Annotated in this window: 15 protein-coding genes and 1 riboswitch; of the genes, 7 read left to right on the forward strand and 8 right to left on the reverse strand. The window is 67.5% G+C overall.

From position 1 onward, the window contains the following. Positions 1-224: 224 nt before the first annotated feature. Positions 225-2,321 (forward strand): transglycosylase domain-containing protein, encoded by a 2,097-nt coding sequence (locus V7082_RS00605; protein ID WP_334145441.1) that lies wholly within the window; start codon positions 225-227, stop codon positions 2,319-2,321. Positions 2,322-2,427: 106 nt separating this feature from the next. Continuing rightward, positions 2,428-3,597 carry an NAD(P)/FAD-dependent oxidoreductase gene (locus tag V7082_RS00610; RefSeq protein WP_334145442.1) on the forward strand — a complete coding sequence of 390 codons (1,170 nt, stop codon included), beginning with the start codon at positions 2,428-2,430 and terminating at the stop codon, positions 3,595-3,597. On the opposite strand, the gene V7082_RS00615 is transcribed toward V7082_RS00610, so the two are convergent. From V7082_RS00615 to V7082_RS00625, 3 genes are all read right to left on the reverse strand, one after another. After that, positions 3,598-4,344 (reverse strand): M48 family metallopeptidase, encoded by a 747-nt coding sequence (locus tag V7082_RS00615; RefSeq protein WP_334145443.1) that lies wholly within the window; start codon positions 4,342-4,344, stop codon positions 3,598-3,600. It lies immediately after the preceding gene. Positions 4,345-4,621: 277 nt separating this feature from the next. Further along, positions 4,622-6,544 (reverse strand): TRAP transporter large permease, encoded by a 1,923-nt coding sequence (locus V7082_RS00620; RefSeq protein ID WP_334145445.1) that lies wholly within the window; start codon positions 6,542-6,544, stop codon positions 4,622-4,624. A gap of 34 nt (positions 6,545-6,578) precedes the next feature. Continuing rightward, on the reverse strand, positions 6,579-7,172 hold the full coding sequence (locus V7082_RS00625) for a TRAP transporter small permease subunit (protein WP_334145447.1): 594 nt from the start codon (positions 7,170-7,172) through the stop codon (positions 6,579-6,581). Positions 7,173-7,357: 185 nt separating this feature from the next. Here V7082_RS00625 and V7082_RS00630 point away from each other — a divergent pair, with 185 nt between their 5' ends. Both V7082_RS00630 and V7082_RS00635 read left to right on the forward strand, forming a co-directional pair. Beyond that, a complete protein-coding gene (locus tag V7082_RS00630; protein WP_334145448.1) occupies positions 7,358-8,896 on the forward strand; it encodes a P-loop NTPase in 1,539 nt (512 codons plus the stop codon). 165 nt (positions 8,897-9,061) lie between these two features. After that, positions 9,062-9,124, forward strand: a riboswitch (Fluoride riboswitch). A 236-nt stretch (positions 9,125-9,360) separates the two neighbouring features. After that, entirely contained in the window at positions 9,361-11,187 is a 1,827-nt protein-coding gene (locus tag V7082_RS00635; RefSeq protein ID WP_334145449.1) for a PQQ-dependent dehydrogenase, methanol/ethanol family, read from the forward strand. A 403-nt stretch (positions 11,188-11,590) separates the two neighbouring features. Here the strand turns inward: V7082_RS00635 and V7082_RS00640 are convergent, their stop codons facing one another. From V7082_RS00640 to lgt, 5 genes are all read right to left on the reverse strand, one after another. Continuing rightward, positions 11,591-12,523, reverse strand: coding sequence for a ribose-phosphate pyrophosphokinase (locus tag V7082_RS00640; RefSeq protein ID WP_334145562.1), 933 nt, complete (start codon positions 12,521-12,523; stop codon positions 11,591-11,593). Between the two features lie 185 nt (positions 12,524-12,708). Further along, on the reverse strand, positions 12,709-13,767 hold the full coding sequence (locus V7082_RS00645; protein ID WP_334145451.1) for a hypothetical protein: 1,059 nt from the start codon (positions 13,765-13,767) through the stop codon (positions 12,709-12,711). A gap of 203 nt (positions 13,768-13,970) precedes the next feature. Further along, the gene (gene pgeF, locus V7082_RS00650) at positions 13,971-14,744 is read right to left on the reverse strand and encodes a peptidoglycan editing factor PgeF (protein ID WP_334145452.1); all 774 of its coding nucleotides are present in this window, start codon (positions 14,742-14,744) and stop codon (positions 13,971-13,973) included. Positions 14,745-14,805: 61 nt separating this feature from the next. Then, positions 14,806-15,903 carry a class I SAM-dependent methyltransferase gene (locus V7082_RS00655; protein ID WP_334145453.1) on the reverse strand — a complete coding sequence of 366 codons (1,098 nt, stop codon included), beginning with the start codon at positions 15,901-15,903 and terminating at the stop codon, positions 14,806-14,808. After that, a complete protein-coding gene (gene lgt / locus V7082_RS00660; RefSeq protein ID WP_334145455.1) occupies positions 15,900-16,751 on the reverse strand; it encodes a prolipoprotein diacylglyceryl transferase in 852 nt (283 codons plus the stop codon). Before lgt ends, V7082_RS00655 begins: the two co-directional genes overlap by 4 nt. 270 nt (positions 16,752-17,021) lie before the next feature. Here lgt and V7082_RS00665 point away from each other — a divergent pair, with 270 nt between their 5' ends. From V7082_RS00665 to proC, 3 genes are all read left to right on the forward strand, one after another. Further along, positions 17,022-17,300, forward strand: a complete 279-nt coding sequence (locus V7082_RS00665; RefSeq protein WP_334145456.1) for an accessory factor UbiK family protein — start codon at positions 17,022-17,024, stop codon at positions 17,298-17,300. Positions 17,301-17,661: 361 nt separating this feature from the next. Continuing rightward, a complete protein-coding gene (locus V7082_RS00670; RefSeq protein WP_334145457.1) occupies positions 17,662-18,159 on the forward strand; it encodes a YbjN domain-containing protein in 498 nt (165 codons plus the stop codon). Positions 18,160-18,256: 97 nt separating this feature from the next. Beyond that, positions 18,257-19,081: a pyrroline-5-carboxylate reductase gene (gene proC / locus V7082_RS00675; RefSeq protein WP_334145458.1), complete on the forward strand. Its 825-nt coding sequence runs from the start codon at positions 18,257-18,259 to the stop codon at positions 19,079-19,081. Positions 19,082-19,086: the final 5 nt, after the last annotated feature.

The raw sequence follows: 19,086 nt of genomic DNA on the forward strand, positions 1-19,086 counted from the left end.
TTCAATTGCTGAGTCGCGCCCCGGCACCTACGGCTTCAATAAGGAATCCACAGTGTTATTCGGGGCTTGTTCCTGCGAATCGAAGGTGCTGGCACCGGAAAGCAACAGGATGTGGAAAAGGCGGAGCCCATCCGGCCGCGCGGGGGTCTCCGCTACGCTGGTTAACGCGCTTTTAGCCGGCGCGCGTGCAAACTCCCTCGCTTCGCGTGGGGGCCGAAAGCGCAATGGGCTACGACGGCCACGATCATTGGCGACCGGACGGGCCGGATCGCTCCCGGTATCCCGATTGGGGACCGGATCCGGACTGGGGGCGCCCGCCGCCTGTGGATGACGGCCGCGCACCGCGGCGGTTCCGCTTCTGGAAGGTGCTCCTGCTCTGGCCGCTGATGCTCGTCCTGGCGGCCACCGCCGCGGTTGGAGCGCTCTTCATCTACTACACGGTCGTGTTCCCCGATCCGCTTGCGATGCGCCCCAAGGCGACGGGGCCGGTGGTGCGCATCCTGGCGCGTGACGATAGCCTGCTCGCGGAACGCGGCGTCTCGCGCGCCTATATTCCGCTCGACATGCTCTCCCCGCACGCGGCCGACGCCGTGGTCGCCATCGAGGACCGGCGCTTCTTCGCCCATCCGGGCATCGACGTGCTCGGCATGCTGCGCGCCGCGGTGGCCAATCTGCGCGCCGGCCGCCTCGCGCAGGGCGGCTCGACCCTCACCCAGCAGCTTGCCAAGAATCTATTCCTGACCTCGGATCGCACCTGGTCGCGCAAGGCCGAGGAGCTGGTGCTGGCGCTCTGGCTCGAGCTTCGCCTGTCCAAGCGCGACATCCTCGAGCTCTACCTCAACCGCGTCTATTTCGGCGGCGGGGCGCACGGCATCGAGGCCGCCGCGCAACGCTATTTCGCCAAATCCGCGCGCGACCTTTCCATCGCCGAGGCCGCGGTCATCGCCGGGCTCCTCAAGGCGCCGTCGAAATACGCCCCGAGCGCAAGTCCCGTGCAGGCGCTTGCCCGCGGCCGCCTCGTGATCGAGAAGATGCACGAAGCAGGCTTCCTGAGCGGGCCGGAGGCCGCAGCGGCGGGCGCCGAAGAGATCCGCTTCTCGCCACTGATGCGCGTGCCGGACCAGGCCGAGATGGCCTACGCCGTGGACTTCGTGCGCGATGCGGCGGCGCGCTTCGAGGACGCCGACGGCGACGAGGTCGTGATCGAGACGACTCTCGACGCCACCCTCCAGCGCCGCGCCGGCGAGATCGTCGAGCGCGCGCTGGCTGAGCGGGGCCGCGCGCTCGATGCCGGGCAGGCGGCCGTCGTCGCGCTGGCGCCCGATGGCGCCATTCGCGCGCTCGTGGGCGGGCGCTCGTATGCGGACAGCCAGTTCAATCGCGCCGTGAAGGCCCACCGCCAGCCGGGTTCCGCCTTCAAGCCGGTCGTCTATCTGACCGCCATCGAGTGCGGCCTCACGCCCGACAGCATCGTCGAGGATGCGCCGATAACGGCCGGACGCTGGTCGCCGAAGAACGACAACGGCCGCTACCTCGGCGCAACCACGCTGCGCAACGCGCTTGCCCAGTCCCTCAACACGGTTGCCGTCCGCCTCGTGCTCGACGCCGGGCCGGAGGCGGTCGCCGCCACCGCGCGCCGCCTCGGCATGAGGTCGCCGCTGCGCAAGGACGCCTCCCTCGCCCTCGGCACGTCCGAGGTGTCGCTGCTCGACCTCACCGGCGCCTACGCCGCGTTCTCGAACGGCGGCTACGTCAACGAGCCCTACGCCATCCGCCGCGTGCGGACGGGCGGCGGCAAGGTCCTCTTCCAGCGCATCGATGCGCAATCGGACGTGGCGATCCCGCGCGCGTCGGTCGCGGCCATGGACGACATGCTGCGCGCGGTGGTGGCCACCGGCACCGGCCGCCGCGCGGCCATTCCCGGACGCGCCGTCGCCGGCAAGACGGGCACCTCCCAGGATTTCCGCGACGCCTGGTTCGTGGGCTACACGGCCGACCTCACGGCCGGCGTCTGGGTCGGCAACGACGACGGGCGGACCATGAAACGGGTCGTAGGCGGCGCGTTGCCGGCCGAGATCTGGCGCGAGGTCGTCGAGGCGGCCTATGAGACAGCGACGCCGCCCCCGCTCCCCTCGGACAAGGGCGGCGCTGCGGCATCGGTGACGGCCGCAAACGAGCGACGCTCGGGCGAGGAGGAGGACTTGATTGCGAGGATGCTGGCTGGGGAAGACCCCGATCGGCCGGACGACGCATCGCTGAGCGGCGAGACCGTTGTCATGCCCTCAGGCCGCATCCTCGTCCGCCCGCCCGCGATCCAATGATGGGAACGGATGGGGCGCGCACAAGTTTAACCAGCGCCCCAGCCCCAACGGATCTCTCTGCGCTTTCGTGGAAACACCCCAAAAAGACCTTCGAGGCGGAACGCCTGTGTGGGCGGACACGCCGCGCATCAGCGTTCGTCATCGGGCGCGCCTCGCACATGAAAAATGCGACGTTGCCGTCATTGGCGCGGGGATCAGCGGAGCCTTGGCGGCCTTGAAGCTCGCTGAGGACGGCCATGACGTGGTCGTCGTTGACCGCCGCGCGCCGTGCCGGGGAAGCACGCTGGCGAGCACCGCCATGATCCAGTTCGAGCTCGATACAACCCTGAGCGACTTGGCTGACAGGATCGGCGCCCCGGCGGCAGAGCGCGCGTATCTGCGATCGTTTCGCGCGTTGGATACGCTCGAAAGCCTGATCCGGCGCCTGGACCTGGGCTGCGGCTGGAAGCGCCGCAAAGCCCTCTACCTGGCTGGCGATCAGCATGGGTTTCGCGCCCTCAGGTCCGAGGTGGCCTACCGCGCGAAGATCGGTCTCCCATCGGAATATCTCGACAGCGGCGCGCTCGCCGAGGCGTTCGGCATCGACCGCACCGGCGCCATTCTGTCCGAAGGGGCGGCGGAGGTGAACCCGGTGCAGCTCGCCGCCGGATGCTTGAGGGAGGCGCAGAGACGCGGCGCACGCATCTATGCGCCGCACGACGTGAAGCGCGTCGATCCGCATCGTAAAGGGGTCCGCCTGGAAACCGCCGAGGGGATTGTCATAGCTGCGCGGCGCGCCGTCTTCGCCACCGGCTATGAGGTGATCGACGGAATGCCGCGTAACAGGTTCGAGATCATCTCGACGTGGGCACTCGCAACCAACCCCCAGCCGGCGGACGCGCTCTGGCCGGAGCGATGCCTGATCTGGGAAGCATCCGATCCCTATCTCTACATGAGGACCACGCATGACAACCGCATTCTCGCCGGCGGCGAGGATTCGCGCTTGAACGACGCCGATCGCCGTGACGCTGCGATCTCGAACAAGGCCGCACGCCTGTTGGAGAAGATCGCAGCCCTGTTGCCCGGCCGCCGTCTCGAGATCGACTATGCCTGGGCCGGCGCATTCGCCGACAGTCCCACGGGACTGCCCTTGCTGTCGCCCGTTCCAGATCTCAAGAACTGCTTTGCCGTGCTGGGATGCGGCGGAAACGGCATCACCTTCAGTGTCATCGCCGCCGAGATCGTCGCCGCCTGGGTGGACGGCCGCAGAGATCCCGACGCCGACCTCTTCCGCTAGCTAGTCCGCCACGGCGCCATACCTGTGCAGGTCCATGCCGTAGATCTGCAGCCAGCGTTTGGCCTCCTCCATTCCGGGCACGGCCTTGTCGACCAGCGCCCAGAAGCGGGGCCCGTGGTTCATCTCGCGCAAATGGGCGACCTCGTGCGCCGCGACGTAGTCGAGGATCTCCGCCGGCGCCATGATCAGCCGCCAGGAGAAGGACAGCACGCCGGTCGTCGAGCACGAGCCCCAGCGGCTCGCCTGGTCGCGCACCGCGATCCGCTTCGCCGTGACACCGAGCCGCTTCGCATGGAAGCTGACGCGTTCGTCGAGGCTCCGGTGCGCCTCCTTGGCGAGCCAGTCCTTGAGGCGGCGCGGCGCGTGCTCCGGCCGGCCTGATACGCGAAGCTCGGGATAGGAAGGCGTCGATCGGCGCTCGACCGGCCCGCGCCGGCCCGGGCCGGTGAACACCACGCGGTGCGCATCCCCCCTGAGCGGAATGAACACGCCGTCGAGGAACGGCACCGGATCGGGCAGGCTGTTGAGGCGCGCGCGCACCCAGTCGATGTTGCGCGTGATGAACGACCCGGCCTCGTCGAGATCGCACTGCACGGGCAGCGTGACGATCACCGTGCGTCGCGTCCGGCTCACCCGGAGCGTGAGCCGGCGCGCGCCCGGATGACGGCGCACCTCGACGGGTGCGCCGAGATCACCGATGTGATCGCCCTTGAGCGTCGGAGACGCGATTCGTCTGATCTTCCGCATGAAACTTTCGCAGCTCACGCCGGGGTCTCGGGACATGAGCACGCTGCATTGATGAATGTGGCTTGGCGGCGCTCATCGGAGCATGGCACCGCGCCCGACCCGCATCTCACTTAGCAACAGACAGAAGCCCATCACCAGTATGAAATTGTGACGCCGTGTAACGCGAAATGCCACTGTTGCGGAACGGCCCCATTTGTGCTGCGCCGCATTGTTCAAAATATGCGGTGCCGGTGAACGCGGGGATAACGGGTTTTTCCTGCTTGAGCCGCGCAAAATTTTACGGAGAGGCGCGCGGCAAGGCTCGCTCGGGCGCCGTGAGGCTCGGCAGCTCGCGCATGTCGAGCGTCGGCGCTCCGGGCCCGCTCAACGGCACGTCGGGCGCGCCTTCGATGCGCGGCGGCGCGGGATCGAGCGTGAAGCCGCGGTCGACCGTTGCGCCGGCCGGCTGAGGCCGCGTCACGGGCGCCGTGATGGCCGCGTGCGGGGCTTGCGGTTTGCTGATGACCAGGGCCGGCAACGCCATCAGAAGCCCGACCACGATGAGCTGGATGAAGAGGAACGGAATCGCGCCCCAGTAGATGTCGCTCGTTTTGACGGGCGCCATCTGCCGTCCCGTGACCTTGTCCTGATAGGCCGTGCGCGGGGCGACGCTGCGCAGATAGAAAAGCGCGAATCCGAACGGCGGATGCATGAAGCTCGTCTGCATGTTGACGGCGAGCAGCACGCCGAACCAGATCACGAACGGCGTTACGTCCGCCACCGTTTCCGTGACGACGCCCGATGCGTCCGTGGTGCTGATCACCGCGAGCCCAAAGCTCTTGGCGATGGCGACGGCCTCCGGCGAAGAGCGGAAGATCGCCTCCGCGGCGGGCTTGAGCAGCGGCACCAGGATGAAGCAGAGCTCGAAGAAGTCGAGGAAGAATGCCAGGAAGAAGATCAGCACGTTGACGGCGATTAGGAAGCCGTACATGCCGCCAGGCATCGAGGTCATCAGGTGCTCGACCCAGATATGCCCGTTGACGCCGTAGAAGGTGAGCGAGAAGATGCGCGCCCCGATCAGGATGAACATCACGAAGGCCGCGAGCTTGGCCGTCGCCTCGGCGGCCTGCCGGACGATCCGGACGTTGAATCGCCGCGCATCCTTGTCGCTGTAGCGCTTGGCGGCGGCGAGCGCGAGCGCGCCGACCGCGCCCATGGCGCCGCCCTCCGTCGGCGTTGCGAGGCCGATCAGGATGGTGCCGAGCACGAGGAAGATGAGCAGCAGCGGCGGCACCATGACGAAGGTGACGCGCTCGGCGATGGCCGACAGCAGGCTGCGCCCCGAGACGAGCGTGAGCCCGCGATTGAGAAGCGCCGCACCGAGCGCGAACGTGATGCCCCAGGCCATGACGACGATCGCCCGGTCGATCCCGCGGTAGGCCGACCCGTAAACCATCCAGATGGCGAACAGGCCGGAGCAGGCCACCAGAACGCCGAGCGACAGGAACCCCCGCGATCCGTCCGCCTCGCGATGGGCGACGTCACCTGCGGGCAGTCCCGGCGCGGCCGCGGGCTTGATCAGCGAGACCACGAAAACATAGGTGGCGTAGAGGCCGGTGAGGATCAGGCCCGGCACGATGGCGGCTTTGTACATGTCGTCGACCGAGCGGCCGAGCTGGTCGGCGAGCACGATCAGCACCAGCGACGGAGGCACGATCTGCGCCAGCGTGCCGGACGCCGCGATCACGCCGGAGGCGAGCCGGCGGTCGTAGCCGTAGCGAAGCATGATCGGCAGCGAGATGAGCCCCATCGAGATGACGCTGGCGGCGACCACGCCCGTGGTGGCCGCGAGCAGCGCCCCGACGAAGATCACGGCATAGGCGAGACCGCCGCGGATGGTGCCGAACAGTTGCCCGACCGTTTCGAGGAGATCCTCGGCCATGCCCGAGCGCTCGAGGATCAGGCCCATGAAGGTGAAGAAGGGAATGGCGAGCAGCGTATCGTTGCGCATCACGTCGAAGATGCGTCCCGGCATGGATTGCAGGAGATGCCAGGAGAGCGTGATCGCGCCGTTCGAATGCGGCGCGAGCTCGACGCCGACGAAGAAGAACGCCAGCCCGACCGCGCCGAGCGAGAATGCGACCGGATAGCCGAGCAGAAGGAAGACGACCAGCGACGCGAACATGATCGGCGCAAGGTTCTGCGCGAGAAACGCCGTCATGCGCCGCCGCTCCGCGCGCGTTCCGTCCCCTCGCTCATCGCCCACCGTCCGCCGTGTCGCCGTTATGTCCCTCGCCGGCCGCCACCACCGTCTCGTGATAGCCGCCGTGGCCGATCGTCTCGGGGAGGTCGCCCCGCATGATGGCGATGCGCTTGATCAGCTCCGACACCCCCTGCGCGAACAGCAGCGCGAACGCGACCGGGATCAGCGCTTTGATCGGCCACAGCGGCAGTCCGCCGGCATTCGGCGACTGCTCGTTCTGCGCGAGCGAGGTCGAGAAGAAGATGACCGACGTATAGGCGATCAGCGCCGCCATCGGCAGCAGGAAGAGGGTGTGGCCGAGAAGCTCGATCTTGTTGCGTGTCGCGGGGGAGAGCCGGCTGTTGAGGATGTCGATGCGGATGTGCTCGTTGACCGCCAGCGTCCAGGGAGCTGCCAGCAGGAACACGAGAGCGAACAGCCACCACTGGACTTCGAGGAGCGAGTTGGCGCTCCAGTCGAACGCCTTGCGCACGAAAGCGTTGCCCGCGCTGATGAGGGCCGCGGCGACGATCAGCCATGCGACGGAGCGGCCGACGGCACCAGAGATCCGGTCGATCAGGCGGCTGAAGGCCAGAAGCCTCTTCATGCATTCCCTCTCCCTGGCCGACGCGCCGTGTGGTGAAGCGCCGGCCGCATCCCTATATCTGATCGAAGCGCGGGGGAGAACTGCGGAGAACCGGCCTTGCAGGTTTCCGGCGCATGCCGTAGGGCAGGCGTGAGAGCGATCCCTCGGGATTGTTGGAAGAACAAGAACGTACGAGGAGTGAGGGCATGTCCGATCTGAGGGCTGAGGTCGTCGAGCGGCTGAGGCGCGTCAAGGGCCCGGATCTCGAAGGCAACATCGTTGATCTCGGGCTGGTCTCGGATGTCCTGGTCAAGGACGGGCGCGTCTATTTCTCGATCACGGTGCCGGCGGCCCGCGCCGAGGAGCTCGAGCCCTTGCGCGGCGCGGCCGAGAAGGTCGTGAAGGAGATCGAGGGCGTCGCCGGCGTGGTGGCCGTGCTGACGGCCGAGGCCGCCCCCGGACAGGCGTCGCGTCCCGCGCAGGCGCAGTCGCGTCCCGCGCAGGCGAATGCCGCCCCCGCCGGCAACGGCCGCGAGCATGCGCGCGTAGCGGAAGCGCGCGCGCATGGAGCGGCGGGTGACGCCGCCCATCGCGCCCCGGCCGGCACGCCGGCGCGCCAGACGCAGGGCGTCCCGGGCGTGAAGCATGTCGTGGCGGTCGCCTCCGGCAAGGGCGGCGTCGGCAAATCCACGGTCGCCGTCAACCTCGCGCTCGGCTTCCAGGCCATTGGCCTCAAGACCGGCATCATGGATGCGGACATCTACGGGCCCTCCCAGCCGCGCCTGCTTGGCATCGTCGGCAAGCCCGCCGAGACCGACGGCAACAAGCTGCTGCCCATGGAGGCTTATGGCCTGAAGTCCATGTCCATGGGCTACATGGTGGACGAGGGGACGCCGATCGTCTGGCGCGGCCCCATGGTCGTCAGCGCTCTGAACCAGATGCTGCGCGAGGTGCTGTGGGGCGACCTCGACGTGCTGGTGATCGACATGCCTCCGGGCACGGGCGATGTGCAGCTCACCATTGCCCAGCAGGTACCGCTCGCCGGCGCCGTCATCGTCTCGACGCCGCAGGATCTGGCGCTGATCGACGCGCGCAAGGGTCTCGCCATGTTCAAGAAGGTGAGCGTGCCGCTGCTCGGCATCGTCGAGAACATGAGCTACTTCATCGCGCCCGATACGGGCAAGCGCTACGACATCTTCGGCCACGGCGGCGCCAGGATCGAGGCCGAGAAGCTCGGCGTGCCGTTCCTGGGCGAGGTGCCGCTCACCATCGAGGTGCGTGAGACGTCGGACAATGGTCGCCCCGTCACCGCGACGGCGCCCGAGAGCCCGAGCGCGGAAGCCTTCCGCGAGATCGCGGCGAAAGCCTGGGCCGAGCTCGAGAAGGCTGCTGGCCGCGGCATGCAGCCGCCGCGGCTCGACATCGTACACGGCGGCGAGGCGCTGCGCGTTTCGTTCGCCACCAAGGACGAGCACGAGCTCGCCGCCGAGTTCCTGCGCGTCATGAGCCCGTCGGCGGAGGTGCAAGGCCATTCCAAGGATCAGCGCGTCACCGTCGCCGGCAAGAAGAACGTCAAGATCAGGGAGCTGCGCGGCATCGGCAACTACGCGGTGCGCATCGTCTTCGACGACGGCCACGACACCGGCCTCTTCACGTGGTCCTACCTTCACCTGCTGTCGCTGCAGAAGGAGAAGCGCTGGGCCGAGTACCTCGCCGACCTCAAGGCCAAGGGCCTGTCACGCTGAGCCTGTCGCGCCGAGACTGTCACCGTGTCCGCCGCACGGTCACGGTTTGCGTGGGATGGATGGGAGTGCCGCGAAGATTTCACGAACGCTCACGGCGACGTGAAGATTCACGTTGACTCCCTCCGTATTCCCACTAACGTATCCCGCAAGTTCGGGACAAAGATCCCGGGCCTAGGGAATGGAATCTCCCTCATAACCGCCCCGATGGCCGATGATTCCTACTGCGATGATGACCTCCAGAACACTCTGGAGGCCGCGGTAGGGATCGTGCACTGTTTCCTGCCGTAGCGAAGCTCACGCTTTCATCATCTCAGGAAGTTGGGAGGATGAAAGAGCGCGACCGTGCGAAGAGCTTTGCCACGCTTGCAATCGCGGAAGGCGCGCTTCTCTTCATCCTCCCGGCAACGTCCGAAGTGGGCTTCAAGCAACGTCACCGTTGGTGACGTTAGCACGTGGAGGAAAAAATGAGAAAGTGGGCATGTCCAGCCGCGGCGGTTGCCGCACTGGCTGCAGCGTCACCCGCGTTCGCGAACGACGACGTGATCAAGAACACGTCTGATCCGAACAACTGGGCGATGCAGCAGGGCAGCTACAACGGCTGGCGTTACTCGAAGCTCGATCAGATCAACACGGAGAACGTGAAGGATCTGAAGGTTGCGTGGCAGTTCTCGACTGGTGTCCTCCGTGGCCACGAAGGCGGCCCGCTCGTCCTCGGCGACAGGATGTACGTCACGACGGCGTTTCCAAACAACGTCTTCGCCCTCGACATCTCGAACCCCGAGGGCCCGCGGGTGTTGTGGAAGTACTCGCCGAAGCAGGACCCGTCGGTCATTCCCGTCATGTGCTGCGACACGATCAACCGTGGCGTCCAGTATGCGGAGGGAAAAATCATCCTCGGCCAGGCCGATACGACCCTGGTCGCGCTTGATGCCAAGACCGGCAAGGAGCTTTGGAAAGCCGTGAACGGCGATCCGAAGCGGGGCGAGACCCACACCGGCAGCCTGACCATCGTTAAGGACAAGGTGTTGATGGGCACATCGGGGGCCGAGTTCGGCGTCCGCTGCTCGCTTACCGCCTACAGCCTCAAGGACGGCAAACGGCTGTGGCGCGCCTACTCGATGGGCCCCGACGCGGACATCCTCGTCGATCCGGAGAAGACCATGTCGCTCGGCAAGCCGGTCGGCAAGGACTCCTCGCTCAAGACCTGGACCGGCGATCAGTGGAAGATCGGCGGCGGCAGCATCTGGGGGTATGCGGCCTATGATCCGGTGAACAACCTCTACTACTACGGCACGGGTAACCCCTCGACCTGGAATCCCGCGCAGCGTGCCGGGCCGGACGGCAAGCAGATCGATCAGAAGTGGTCGATGACGCTGTTTGCCCGCGATCCCGACACCGGCATCGCCAAGTGGGCCTACCAGATGACACCGTTCGACGAGTGGGACTACGACGGCGTCAACGAGTCCGTTCTTCTGGACGGCCTCGAGGTCAACGGCGCCAAGCACGACGTGCTCGCGCACTTCGACCGTAACGGCTTCGGCTACACGATCGATCGCCTCACCGGCGAGCCGCTCGTCGCCAAGCCCTACAACACGGCCCTCAACTGGTCGACGGGCGTCGAGCTCGACAAGTCGAAACCGAACTACGGTCGTCCGACCGTGGTCGCTTCGAAGTCGACGTTCCTCAATGGTCCCGACGTCAACTCGAAGAACATCTGCCCCGCGGCCTTGGGCTTCAAGGACCAGCAGCCGGTGTCCTACTCGCCGTTGACCGGATACATCTACATCCCGACCAACAACGTCTGCATGGACTACGAGCCGTTCAAGGTCTCGTACACGCCGGGCCAGCCGTATGTTGGCGCGACGCTGTCGATGTTCCCGCCCGAGGGCCAGACCAGCACCGGCAAGTTCACGATCTGGGATCCCGCCAAGGGCGAGATCATCAAGGCGATCGACGAGCCGTTCTCGGTGTGGTCGGGCGTGCTCACCACCGCTGGCGGCATCGCCTGCCACGGCACCCTCGACGGCTACTTCAAGTGCCGCGATCAGAAGGACGGAGCGGAGCTCTTCAAGCATCGCCTGCCGTCCGGCTCGATCGGCAACGCGATGACCTATGCCGTCAACGGCAAGCAGTACATTGCCATCCTCTCGGGTGTCGGTGGCTGGGCCGGTATCGGCCTTGCGGCCGGCCTCGACAAGCCGACGGACGGCCTGGGTGCGGTCGGCAACTATGCGGGCCTCAGGCAGTACACCGATCTCGGTGGCACGCTCACGGTCTATGCGCTGCCATAAGGCAAGCGTGAAACATCAAAACGATATCTGGCCGGCGCGGGGAAACCCGCGCCGGTTCTTTTCTGCGGTCCCTCTCAGAGTCGTTCCGACTTGGGTGGAAACATGGTCATGCGAGCAATTGGCGTGTCTGGATCCCGGCCGTCCATGCGGAGCACGGCTCCGCCATGATGCCGGGATGACGTCATTTGTATGCAGGCCGGCTACGCAAACTCAACGTCACTCCGGCGAAGGCCGGAGTCCAGACGGGCTTGCGCATGTCGAACCGCTGTTCCATCTGAAACGGAAACTCTCTAGACCAACCCGGCGCACGCCGCGCCTCCGCGCGCGCCGATCGGCTCGAACGCCGCTGGTCATGCTCCGCATGGACCTTGCGTCCGGGCGAGGGGCGGGCTGTGCGACGGGCTCAGTAGAACAGGCTCGAGACGCTTTCCTCGCGCGAGGTGCGCAGGATCGCTTCGCCAAGCAGCGGCGCGATGGAGAGCACGCGGATGTTGCGCGCGGCCTCGACGGCGGCCGTCGGCAGGATCGAATCCGTGATGACGAGGTGCTTGAGCCGGGAGTTCTGGATGCGCGACACGGCTCCCCCCGAGAGCACGCCATGCGTCACGTAGCACGTGACCTCGGTCGCGCCTTTCTCGATGAGCGCATCGGCGGCGTTCACGATCGTGCCGCCGCTGTCCACGATGTCGTCGATCAGGATGCAGCGCTTGCCGTCCACGTCGCCGATCACGTTCATGACCTCGGATTCGCCGGGCCGCTCGCGGCGCTTGTCGCAGATGGCGATCGGCACGTCGATGCGCTTGGCGAGCGCGCGGGCGCGCACCACGCCGCCGACGTCCGGCGAGACGACGACGAGGTTCTCGGTGCCGTAGTGCTCCTCGATGTCGCGCACCATGACGGGGGCGGCGAACAGGTTGTCGGTCGGGATGTCGAAGAAGCCCTGGATCTGGCCGGCGTGCAGATCGACCGTCAGCACGCGGTCCGCACCGGCGCGCTCGATGAGGTTGGCGACGAGCTTGGCCGAGATCGGCGTGCGCGGGCCGGGCTTCCGGTCCTGGCGCGCATAGCCGTAATAGGGGATGACCGCCGTGATCCGCCGCGCCGAGGAGCGCTTCAGCGCATCGATGAGGATCAGGAGCTCCATGAGGTTGTCGTTGGCCGGGAACGACGTCGACTGGATGACGAACGCGTCCTGCCCGCGCACGTTCTCCTGGATCTCGACGAACACCTCCATGTCCGCGAAGCGCTTCACCTGGGATTTGGCGGGCGCCACCTTGAGATATTTGGCAATGGCATCGGCGAGCGGCCGGTTGCTGTTTCCGGCAACGATTTTCATGGTCTGGGCGCCCTTGCCGCTGTCATGCCGCACGTCGAATGGCATGAAAGCTCCTCATGCGACGGTTCGATGGCGCGCCTTCTAACGCGCGGGCCCGGGTGTGTAAACCACCCGGGCCCGGCATGTTTAGCAGACTCTGATCGAATGTGGCCGCCATCCATCAGGAGGGTCGGCCGGCGCATGGGTCAGTTGACCTTCGTTTGCGGCAGGAGCTTCACGATCCCCTGCGCGGCGGCGGAGGCGGCGGCGTCGGCCGTCTTGCCCCAGGCGCCGTCGAGAGATCCTTGAGGAATCTCGTTCTTCTGCGAGACCGTGCCGAGCTTCTTGCCCTTCGGGTCCTTCACATTCCAGTCGATCTGGATCGGCTGCTTGCCGTTCTGCCCCTCTCCGACGACGACCTTGCCCTCGACCTTGTAGGTGTTGGCGCTGGGTGTATCCGTCAGGGCGATGCCGCTGCGGGTGAGCTCGCGCTGGATGGCGCTGGTCAGGGCGACGCCTCCGTCGCCCGGAGCGCCGACGACGCTCGGAACCATGGCGGTCACGCTGCCCTCGCGCGCGATGCTGCCGGTCGTCGTGGCGGCCGGGCCGCCGGCGGCGGAAGGCGTTGCCGGTGCGGAGTAGGCGAGCGGCGTTGCGGCGGGTGATGACGTCGTCCCCGTCGACGCAGGCGTGCTCGTCGCAACGGCGGCGCCCGCGCCCTGCGTCGGCAGCCAGGTGACCAGCGAGCCGGCCGTCTTGCTCGAGATGGTGTTGACCACCTGCGGCGTGACCGAAGCCCACGGGTCCTTGGACTGTGTGCCCGAGAGCACCTCTTCGCCGGTGATGCGATTGACGCGCTTGCCGGAGGCGTCGGTGACGTCCCAGATGTAGGAGACCTTGGTGCGGCCCTTCTCGCGCGCGGATACGACGTAGCCGCGCAGCGTGTAGTCAGCCTTCGCGTTGGGATCGCGCGCCACCGTGATCTTCTGCGCCTCGACGGCGCTCGCGACCTGCGACTCGAGCTGCCTGGCGACGGTATCGGGGGCGCCGATGACGGGGGCGACGGCGATCTTCGCGGTCTGCGAGGTGGTGGCCGTCGAGGGCGTTCCCATGGCGAGCGGCGAGGCGCTGGGATCTTCGCTGTTTGCGAACAGATTGGCGCCCGTCTCGCAGCCTCCGAGGCTGAAGCCCACGAAAGCCGTTAGAACTGCAAACACGACTGACTTGTTTCCACGCCATGCCGCAGCAGCATCAATGGTCGTCACGATGACGTCCCCCTATGAATGATCCGCTGTTCCCCGGCGGCCGGCGTACAAACTTTGCGGCCTTCCCTCTTTTGACGCTGCCGGTACCCTCTTAAGAATCCTCTATCCAGACACCCGCCATGCGTCCAGAAGGAATCGGGATGAAACCGGCGACGTGGCTAATTCTATCCGCACCATCCACAGCCTGACTGTGGATTTTGCAGTTAAGCCACAACAATGGCGGAGATTTGGCGCCCGTAATCGGCCTCTTTTCGATGCGTTGCGCGTCGAAAACTGAAGAACATCGATTCGTTCTCATAGGTGCACGGCGCGGTGCGCTCGACATGCTTGAGACCGAGCGCGCCGAGTCGGGCCATCACGTAGCCGGGCAGATCGAAGTGCGGCGTCGAGCGCCCCTTGGGGATGGTAAAGAAGCGCGCGTTGTCCGGATCCGCGTCCCGGAACGCGGCGGCGAATTCGGGGCCGATCTCATAGGCCCTGGCGCTGATCGTGGGGCCGAGGGCCGCAAAAATCCGGGCTCTGTCGGCGCCGAGGCCCTCCATGGCCGCGACCGTGGCCTCGAGCACGCCGCCGAGCGCGCCGCGCCAGCCGGCGTGGGCCGCGCCGACGACGCCCGCATCCGCGTCCGCGAGCAGGACCGGTGCGCAGTCCGCCGTGAGGACGCCGAGCGCCAGCCCGCGTGTGCGTGTCACGAGCGCGTCGCCCTCGGGCAGGGCCTCGCGGGGCACGAGCGCGTCCACGACGAGCGCCGTGGCGCTGTGGACTTGGTAAACGGTCTGGACGTCCTCTGCGAAAGCGCCGAGGTGCTGCGCCACGCGCGAGCGGTTCTCGCTCACGGACACCGCGTCGTCCTTGGAGCCGGCCCCGCAGTTGAGGCTCGCATAGAGCCCGCTTGAGACGCCGCCCTGGCGCGTGAAGAAGCCGTGGCGGATGCCGGGCAGGATGGAAAGGCTGTCGGCCTCGAGTGGGGTCAGCATGGGTCTCGCGGTGCCTGGGTTACGGACGGAGGCGACCATAAACCACGAGCGGGCCGCATGCCTATCGCCCCAACCCGGGCAGCGCCGGGACCTCCCGTGAGTGCACGCCGAGCGCGAGGAAGCGCGAGCCCATGCCGGAGGGCTGGATGAGCCTCAGCGCGCCGGCCTCGATCTCGGCGGCGCGCGCGGGATTGGCCGCCATTAGGCGCGACGCGCGCTCGATGAGCCCGAGGCGGCCGAGGAACTCGGCTTGCGGCGACGGCCCGTCGGTCAAGAGCCCCGCGCCGCGGCACGCCGCGGCGAAATGCTCAAAATCCACCTGTGCCGAGAGGTCCGTCTCTCCGGGCGCGTGGAACGGGGAGACGTGAGCTTGTCCGGCGACGCCCTGCAGCGTGTCGCCGAAGGCGGTCGCGGCGTGTCCGTAGTCGATGAACAGAGCCGCGAGCGGCCCGCGCGCGGCACGGGGGGCGAGCAGCGTCTCCGCCAACCGCGCGTGATGGGCGCACACCTCGAGAACGTCGCCCTCCTGCGGTGTGGGCCCGCTTGGCGCGGCGACAGGTGCCGGTCCTGAGGCCGCATCGGCAACGAAGGCGAAGCCGCCGTCGTCCGCAATGGTCACGTGGCGCATACACCATTGCCCGCCGACGAACACAACCTGCGTGATGGGCAGCGCGTCGAGGAACTCGTTGGCCACGAGAAGGGTCGGGCCATCCGGCAGGCGCGCGTCTTGGGCGTCCTCGTGAAACGTGACCGGCACGCCGGCGTCCGTAAGTGTCGTCGCCTGCGTCTCACGCAGCGTCGCGTTGCTGTCCACGAGATGCACTGAAAGCGCGTTGCGAAATCCCGGCACGACGCGCGTGGCGCGAAGCGCATCGCGCATCAGCGTGCCCCGCCCGGGACCGAGCTCGACGAGGTTGACGCGCGGCGGCGATCCCATCTGCTGCCAGACGACGGCGCACCAGAGCCCGATCAGCTCGCCGAACACCTGGCTGATCTCGGGCGCCGTGACGAAGTCACCCGCGACACCGATGGCCGGCCGCCGGCGGTAGTAGCCATGCTCCGGATCTCCGAGGCACGCCTCCATGTAGTCGGCGACGCCGATCGGCCCGTCGCGCGCGATCCGTGCCTTGAGCTTCGTGGCGAGCGGCGTGTCGGTCATGGGCCGAACGGCGCGCCGCTGCGCCGGGCGCGCCAGATGAGGTAGAGCCCGAGCGCGAGCATGGGGAGCGAGTAGACTTGGCCCGCCGTGAACGGCCCGATGTTGAAGAGGTGCACGGCGTGCGGCTCCCGGAACGCCTCCGCGAACGAGCGGGCGAGCGCATAGCCCGTGAGGAACGTTCCCGTCACGAGGCCGGGCGACTTGAGCGCGCCGAACGCGTGCGTCAGGAGGCGCAGAACCAGGAACAGCGCCAGCCCTTCGAGGGCGGCCTCGTAGAGCTGGCTCGGATGGCGCGTTGCGGGCTCCACGTTGGGATAGAGCGCCGCGGCGTGCGGAAACACCATCGCCCACGGCACGTCCGTGACGCGCCCGAACAGTTCGCCGTTGATGAAGTTGGCGAGGCGCCCGAAAAAGAGCCCGATCGGCACCGCCGCCGTGCAGAGATCCGTCGTGCTGAACATGGAGACGCCCTGGCGGCGCGCGAACAGCCAGATGGCGAGCGCGCAGCCGACGAAGGCGCCGTGGAAGCTCATGCCGCCCTTCCAGACGGCAAGGACGTCGAGGGGAGACTCGAGATAGGCGCCGGGCTCGTAGAGGATCACGTAGCCGAGGCGCCCGCCGAGCACCACGCCGAGCGTGATGTAGAGCAGGAGATCGTCCACTTTCGTCACGCCGAAGGGCGGGGTGTTGTCGCGCCAGAGCCTCGGCGTCGCGAGCAGACGCCGGATGTAGGCCCAGCCGAGGATGAGCCCGGCGAGATAGGAGAGGCCGTACCACTTGATGGCGAGCGGCCCGATCGAGATGGCGACCGGATCGAAGTTGGGAAACGCGATGGCGTAGAGGGTCATGGCGGGCCTGGGTAAGGGGCAGCAGGCAGAGACATCAGGCAATGGGGCGCCTGGGCTCGAACCCTGTTGCCGCCTGCGGTTGCCGATTGCGCGGCGGACGCTGCCGGGTCTCGGAGTGCGAGTCAAGCGATGGCGTCCCGCCCCTTAAACGACGGCGTCCCGCCGCTTGAACGCTCCGCAGGGAGCCACCATAGTCCCCCCGACGCGACAGGATGGCCCTGGCGCCCCGCGGCGCCTCGGCGCGGCTTTGCCAGACAGGAAGGAATGCCGATGACACAGACGTCGAACCGCTTGCTGGACGAGGTGGCCAAGCTGATGACCGACGCCGCAGGCGCGGCCCAGGGGCTTCGCCAGGAGGCCGAGGGCCTGTTTCGCGCGCAGGCCGAGCGTATGTTTCAGGGTATGGACCTCGTGAAGCGCGAGGAGTTCGAGGCCGTGAGGACGATGGCCGAGAAAGCCCGCCTCGAGAACGAGCGCCTCGCGGGTCTTATCGTCGCGCTCGAGGCGCGGATCGCGAGCCTCGAGGGCAAGCCGTCGCAGAGCGCGTGACGGGCGGACTGCTTCGCCGCCGTTGTCGAGTGCGCCGCGGCCCTATCCACATGTAACGAAGACGTCCGCGTCCCTTTGTGCGTGGGGAGAGGCGTCGAAGCCGCGTCGTCCCGATGCGTTGGCGCATTGCTCGTGGACAAAGGCGCCGTTGTCTTGCGACTCGCAGGTCCCTCTGTTTTCGTCACGCGGCTTGAGTGCTTCGGGTGCGGACGCGGTCTCTCGATCGGAAGCGCGCACGCGAAGAAAACCCCTGGGACAAGTCGCGTTCCGCCCCATTCCCGTCATGGACCGAGCGCGCAGTCGGCGGCTATGTAACGGCTGCCGGCGGACACGAAAGGTCGCCGGGTTCCAAGGAGCCAGAATGGCATCGTCCGAGAAGGGCCACGAGCGCCTCATCCACCCGATCGATCTCGTCGAAGAGCTCGCCGCGACCTATGATTGGGCGACCGACCGCATGGCCGATGACGAGCTCACGCTGGTCGTTGGCGGCAACTGGACCGACTATCACGTCTCGCTCAACTGGCGCGACGACCTCGAGGCGCTGCACCTCGCCTGCGCGTTCGATTTCCGCGTGCCCGAGACGCGCTTGAACGAGATGTACCGGCTGATCGCCCAGATCAACGAGCAGCTCTGGCTCGGCCATTTCGATCTCTGGACCCAGGAGGGGCTGGTCATGTTCCGCCACGCGCTCCTGCTCAACGGCGCCGTGGTGACGCCGGGGCAGTGCGAGGCGATCCTCAAGGCGGCTCTGGAGGCGTGCGAGCGCTACTATCAGGCCTTCCAGTTCGTCGTCTGGGCGGGTAAGGAGAGCCGGGAAGCCCTCGTCTCGACCATGTTCCAGACCGAGGGCCAGGCCTGAGCGTGGGCCCGGGACGCGGCCGCGCCGGATTTTCGATCCGGCGGTGAAGCCGTCGTCGGGGGGTGACCTCGCCGGGCGCAGCCGGTCGGGGATCGCCATGACGTTTTCATTCGATGGACCGCTCCTTCTCGTGGGAGCCGGCAAGATGGGCGGCGCGCTGCTCGAGGGGCTGATCGCCAACGGCCTCGACCCGCGCCGCGTCCTCGTCCAGGACCCCGCCCCGCCGCCGGAGATCGCCGCCATCCTCGCGCGCCACGGGCTCGCCGCCGCGCCCCGGATCGAGAGCGTGTCCGCGCCGCCAGGCGTGATCCTCGCCGCCGTGAAACCGCAGGTGATGGACGCCGTCTTCCCGCCCGTTGCGCGGCTCGCCGATCCCCGGACGTTGACCGTCTCCATCGCCGCCGGCCGCACGCTCCGAAGCTTCGAAGCCCATCTCCCGGCGAACGCCGCGATCGTGCGCGCCATGCCGAACACGCCCGCCGCCATCGGGCGCGGCATCACGGTCTGCGTGGCCAACGGCCACGTGACGCCGGCGCACAGAGAGCTCTGCGATGCCCTGATGGCGGCCGTGGGCGAGGTGGCCTGGGTCGACCAGGAGGCCGCGATGGACGCCGTGACGGCGGTTTCGGGCTCCGGCCCCGCCTACGTCTTTCTGTTGGCTGAGGCGCTGGAGAAAGCGGCCCTCGCCGCCGGGCTCGAAGCCCCCCTCGCAAGGCGCTTAGCGCGCGCCACCGTGTCGGGCGCGGGCGAACTCTTGGCGCGGAGCGAGGAGGATGCTGCCGTTCTGCGTCAGAACGTGACGTCGCCGGGCGGCACGACCGCGGCGGCCCTGGCCGTCCTGATGGCCGACGGCGGGCTCGAGGCGTTGCTGACCGAAGCCGTTCTGGCGGGGATGGGGCGCAGCCGCGAGCTGGCGAAATGATCATG

It is taken from the genome of Hyphomicrobium sp. (genome assembly GCF_036833075.1).
GTDB lineage: Bacteria > Pseudomonadota > Alphaproteobacteria > Rhizobiales > Hyphomicrobiaceae > Hyphomicrobium_C.

What these genes read in the sequence shown, in the direction of transcription:
- V7082_RS00605 (WP_334145441.1), top strand. Translation starts at nt 225, where the DNA reads ATGGGCTACGACGGCCACGATCATTGGCGACCGGACGGGCCGGATCGC.
- V7082_RS00615 (WP_334145443.1), bottom strand. Translation starts at nt 4,344, where the DNA reads ATGCGGAAGATCAGACGAATCGCGTCTCCGACGCTCAAGGGCGATCAC.
- V7082_RS00620 (WP_334145445.1), bottom strand. Translation starts at nt 6,544, where the DNA reads ATGACGGCGTTTCTCGCGCAGAACCTTGCGCCGATCATGTTCGCGTCG.
- V7082_RS00625 (WP_334145447.1), bottom strand. Translation starts at nt 7,172, where the DNA reads ATGAAGAGGCTTCTGGCCTTCAGCCGCCTGATCGACCGGATCTCTGGT.
- V7082_RS00630 (WP_334145448.1), top strand. Translation starts at nt 7,358, where the DNA reads ATGTCCGATCTGAGGGCTGAGGTCGTCGAGCGGCTGAGGCGCGTCAAG.
- V7082_RS00635 (WP_334145449.1), top strand. Translation starts at nt 9,361, where the DNA reads ATGAGAAAGTGGGCATGTCCAGCCGCGGCGGTTGCCGCACTGGCTGCA.
- V7082_RS00640 (WP_334145562.1), bottom strand. Translation starts at nt 12,523, where the DNA reads ATGAAAATCGTTGCCGGAAACAGCAACCGGCCGCTCGCCGATGCCATT.
- pgeF (WP_334145452.1), bottom strand. Translation starts at nt 14,744, where the DNA reads ATGCTGACCCCACTCGAGGCCGACAGCCTTTCCATCCTGCCCGGCATC.
- V7082_RS00655 (WP_334145453.1), bottom strand. Translation starts at nt 15,903, where the DNA reads ATGACCGACACGCCGCTCGCCACGAAGCTCAAGGCACGGATCGCGCGC.
- lgt (WP_334145455.1), bottom strand. Translation starts at nt 16,751, where the DNA reads ATGACCCTCTACGCCATCGCGTTTCCCAACTTCGATCCGGTCGCCATC.
- V7082_RS00665 (WP_334145456.1), top strand. Translation starts at nt 17,022, where the DNA reads ATGACACAGACGTCGAACCGCTTGCTGGACGAGGTGGCCAAGCTGATG.
- V7082_RS00670 (WP_334145457.1), top strand. Translation starts at nt 17,662, where the DNA reads ATGGCATCGTCCGAGAAGGGCCACGAGCGCCTCATCCACCCGATCGAT.
- proC (WP_334145458.1), top strand. Translation starts at nt 18,257, where the DNA reads ATGACGTTTTCATTCGATGGACCGCTCCTTCTCGTGGGAGCCGGCAAG.